This window comes from Streptomyces sp. NPDC059900 (assembly GCF_050270335.1).
GTDB lineage: Bacteria > Actinomycetota > Actinomycetes > Streptomycetales > Streptomycetaceae > Streptomyces.
Genome location: NZ_JBNNJZ010000671.1, coordinates 1 through 4080, shown reverse-complemented (window position 1 = coordinate 4080; position 4080 = coordinate 1). Strand labels below are relative to the sequence as shown.

Genomic DNA, 4080 nt, shown 5'->3' with positions numbered 1-4080 from the left:
GAGCGGCACCGTGCCGCAGGCGTGGGCCACCGCGCGCAGATCGAGTTCGGCGAGAGTGGGGTTGGCGGGCGACTCGACGAGGACCAGGCCGGTGTCGGGGCGGATGGCCTCGGCGATCCCCGCGGGGTCCACCCAGGTCACCTCGGAGCCGAGCAGCCCCGCGGTCAGCAGATGGTCGCTGCATCCGTACAGCGGGCGTACCGCGACGACATGACGCAGACCGGCCGCTCCCCGTACGAGAAGGACCGCCGTCAGGGCCGCCATGCCGCTCGCGAACGCGACCGCGCTCTCGGTGCCTTCGAGCCGGGCCAGGGCGGTCTCGAAGCGGGCGACGGTCGGGTTCGCGAGGCGGGCGTAGACGGGCGGCCCGTCGTCCAGGGCGCCGTCCGCGGCGAAGGCGTCGATGCGCGCCGCCTCGCCGCGGGTGTCGTGGGAGGGGTACGTGGTGGACAGGTCGATCGGCGCGGCGTGCAGGCCGAGCCCTGCGAGGTCGTCGCGTCCGGCGTGCACCGCCTCGGTGGCCAGGGCGCGCGAGACTGCCGTGGGGGGAGCCGGGTGGGCGGATGCGGCGCGGGATTCCGTGTTCGTGTCCATGCCGGTCAGCCTGAACAAAGGCCGGGGCCAGGTGGTTGAACCCCGTGCTACGTTCGGCGCGTGGCTGAATCTGTCGTACTGGACCCGGTGGATCTCCGAATACTGCGGCTGTTGCAGAACGATGCCCGGATCACCTACCGCGATCTCGCGGCGCAGGTCGGCGTCGCACCGTCGACCTGCCTGGACCGGATCTCCCGGCTGCGCCGCTCCGGCGTGATCCTGGGACATCAGCTGCGGCTCGATCCGGCGAAGCTGGGGCGCGGCCTCGAAGCGCTGCTCTCCGTGCAGGTGCGGCCGCACCGGCGGGAGCTCGTCGGTCCGTTCGTGGAGCGGATCAGGGCGCTGCCGGAATCCCGGTCGGTGTTTCATCTCGCCGGGCCCGACGACTATCTGGTGCACGTGGCGGTGGCCGACACGGCGGACCTCCAGCGGCTCGTCCTCGACGAGTTCACCGCACGGCGCGAAGTGGCACGCGTGGAGACCCGGTTGATCTTCCAGCAGTGGGAGTGCGGGCCGCTCCTGCCGCCGGGCCCCGGAGCCGATGACCAAGGGGAGAGCTCCGGCCAATCCTGCTGACGCGGGGGCGCAGCGCATACGAGTATGTCCGCATGTCAGACACGAAGATCCCCAGTCCGAACACGAGCGAGAGCGCCGGGCCGCTGCCTCGCCGGGTCGCCGACACCTATGTCGACGAACTCATCGCCCTCGACCCCATCAACGGCACGTATCTCGGCGTCAGGGCGAGCCACAGCAAGCTTCCCGACACCTCTCCGGCGGGCCAGGACGCCGTCGCGGAACTTGCCCGCACGACGCTCGCCCGGCTCGACGAAGCGGAGCGCAGGCCCGGCGCCGACAGCGACGCCGAGCGCCGGTGCGCGCGGCTCCTGCGGGAGCGGCTGACCGCCGAACTCGCCGTGCACGAGGCCGACGAAGGGCTGCGCGCGGTCGGCAATCTGCACACGATTCCGCACGCGGTGCGCGAGATCTTCACCGTGACGCCGATGGAGACGGACGAGGACTGGGCGGCGATCGCCGAGCGGCTGCGGGCCGTGCCGGCCGCGTACGAGGGATATCGCGCCTCGCTCGAACTCGGCCTGGAGCGCAAGCTTTTCGCGCCGCCCCGCCCGACGGCCACCTTCATCGAGCAGCTCGGCGAGTGGGCCGGGCCCGGCGGCAGCGAGGGCCGCGGCTGGTTCGAGGAGTTCGCCTCGGAGGGCCCCGACTCCCTGCGCTCCGACCTGGACGCCGCCGCGCGCGCCGCCACCGCGTCGGTCGTGGCGCTGCGCGACTGGATGCGGGACGTGTACGCGCCCGCGATCGAGGGCGCTCCCGACACGGTGGGCCGCGAGCGCTACGCCCGCTGGTCCCGCTACTTCAACGGCGCCGATCTGGACCTCGACGAGGCGTACGCGTACGGCTGGTCCGAATTCCACCGGCTGCTCGGCGAGATGCGCACCGAGGCCGAGAAGATCCTGCCCGGCGCGGCCACGCCCTGGGTGGCGCTCGCCCACCTCGACGAGCACGGCACGCACATCGAAGGCGTGGAGGAGGTGCGGGTCTGGCTCCAGGAGCTGATGGACGAGGCGATCGCGGCACTGGACGGCACCCACTTCGAACTCGCCGAGCGGGTACGGAAGGTGGAGTCCCGCATCGCCCCGCCGGGCGGCGCCGCGGCCCCGTACTACACGGGCCCCTCGGAGGACTTCTCGCGCCCCGGCCGGACCTGGCTGCCGACCATGGGCGACACCCGCTTCCCCGTGTACGACCTGGTCTCGACCTGGTACCACGAGGGTGTGCCCGGCCATCACCTCCAGCTGGCGCAGTGGGCGCACGTCGCGGAGAACCTCTCCCGCTACCAGGCGACCATCGGCATCGTCAGCGCCAACGCGGAGGGCTGGGCGCTGTACGCGGAGCGGCTCATGGACGAGCTCGGCTACCTCACGGACGCCGAGCGCCGGCTGGGCTACCTCGACGCGCAGATGATGCGGGCGCTGCGCGTCATCGTCGACATCGGCATGCACCTGGAGCTGGAGATCCCCGCGGACTCGCCCTTCAGGCCGGGCGAGCGCTGGACCCCTGACCTGGCGCAGGAGTTCTACGACGCGCACTGCAGCCGGCCCACGGAGTACGTGGCGAGCGAGATGACCCGCTACCTCTCGATCCCGGGCCAGGCCATCGGCTACAAGCTGGGCGAGCGGGCCTGGCTCCTTGGCCGCGAGAACGCGCGGCGGCGCCATGGTGACGCGTTCGACGCGAAGGCGTGGCACATGGCCGCGCTGTCGCAGGGGTCGCTGGGCCTCGACGATCTGGTGGACGAGTTGTCGGCGCTCTGAAGGGCGCTCTGAGGACGCTCTGACGGCTCTCTGAACGCGGAGGGGGCGGGTCCGGGCCCGTATGAACGGCGGTCCCGCCCCGTCCCGCCTCAGCAGCCGCAGTCCTCCGCGTCCAGCGGCGCGGTCAGCGGGTCGGGGGTGCGGCGCTCGCCGCCCTCCCAGGTCTCGAACGCGAAGCCCTCGCGGGCCCAGTACTCGAAGCCGCCCAGCATCTCCTTGACCTGGAAGCCCAGTTGGGCGAGGGCCAGGGCGGCGCGGGTCGCGCCGTTGCAGCCGGGGCCCCAGCAGTAGGTGACGACGGGGACGGCCTTGTCGAGGAGTTGCTCGGCCTGCCCGGGGATGAGCGCGGTGGGCAGGTGGATCGCGCCGGGGACGTGCCCCTGGTCCCAGCTCTCGGTCGAGCGGGAGTCGAGCACGACGAAGCCGGGGTCGCCGCCCGCGGCGAGCGCGGACGCGACGTCGGACACGTCGGCGTGGAAGGCGAGGCTGGCGCCGAAGTACGCGGCGGCTGCGGCCGGGGATGCGGGGGCGACCCGCAGGACGGAATTAGGGGCGTCGGCGGTGGTCGTCGCCGTGCCGGCAGTGGCCGCCTGTGTGCTCGCGGCGGTCGGCTGCTCTGTGTTCGTCGCTGTGCTCATGACCAGAAATCTACGGGCGAAGCCACCGCCCCAGAAGAGCCGATCACCGGCCTGCCCCTTGATCGGCCGGGGATTCCCCTGTTACCTCTCAGGCATGACCGGTTATTCCACGGACGCCACCGACTGGCGCATCCTCGATGTCCTCCAGCGCGAGGGCCGCGCCAGCTACGCCGAACTGGCACGCGCCGTCTCCATGTCCCCGAGCGCCGTCACCGAACGGGTCCGCCGCCTCGAGGAGGCGGGCGTGATCCAGGGGTACGCGGCCGTGGTCGACCCGGAGCGCCTCGGCCTGCCCATCCTCGCGTTCGTGCGGCTTCGCTACCCGAACGGCAATTACAAGCCGTTCCATGACTTGGTGGAGGCGACGCCCGAAATACTCGAAGCGCATCACGTCACCGGTGACGACTGCTTCGTGATCAAGGTCGCGGAAAGCTCGATGTGTCTCCTGGTGGAGGTCGGGGGGAAGATCTGCGCTCTGGGGTCGGTGTAGACGAGCATGGTGTACTCCTCTCCCC

At 71.8% G+C, this 4080-nt stretch carries 5 protein-coding genes; 3 read left to right on the top strand and 2 right to left on the bottom strand.

Annotated features, from left to right (window positions below; translation table 11 throughout):
* Window positions 1-594: PLP-dependent transferase (locus ACQKIP_RS41670; RefSeq protein WP_427745393.1), on the bottom strand; the 594-nt coding region annotated here is incomplete at its 3' end.
* Window positions 595-654: 60 nt separating this feature from the next.
* Here ACQKIP_RS41670 and ACQKIP_RS41665 point away from each other — a divergent pair.
* On the top strand, window positions 655-1170 hold the full coding sequence (locus tag ACQKIP_RS41665; RefSeq protein WP_365862280.1) for an Lrp/AsnC family transcriptional regulator: 516 nt from the start codon (window positions 655-657) through the stop codon (window positions 1168-1170).
* A gap of 32 nt (window positions 1171-1202) precedes the next feature.
* The gene (locus tag ACQKIP_RS41660) at window positions 1203-2927 is read left to right on the top strand and encodes a DUF885 domain-containing protein (protein WP_365862278.1); all 1725 of its coding nucleotides are present in this window, start codon (window positions 1203-1205) and stop codon (window positions 2925-2927) included.
* Window positions 2928-3016: 89 nt separating this feature from the next.
* On the opposite strand, the gene ACQKIP_RS41655 is transcribed toward ACQKIP_RS41660, so the two are convergent.
* Window positions 3017-3565, bottom strand: a complete 549-nt coding sequence (locus ACQKIP_RS41655; RefSeq protein ID WP_365862276.1) for a rhodanese-like domain-containing protein — start codon at window positions 3563-3565, stop codon at window positions 3017-3019.
* 94 nt (window positions 3566-3659) lie between these two features.
* Here ACQKIP_RS41655 and ACQKIP_RS41650 point away from each other — a divergent pair, with 94 nt between their 5' ends.
* Window positions 3660-4055, top strand: coding sequence for an Lrp/AsnC family transcriptional regulator (locus tag ACQKIP_RS41650; protein ID WP_427745391.1), 396 nt, complete (start codon window positions 3660-3662; stop codon window positions 4053-4055).
* The last annotated feature ends 25 nt before the right edge of the window (window positions 4056-4080 follow it).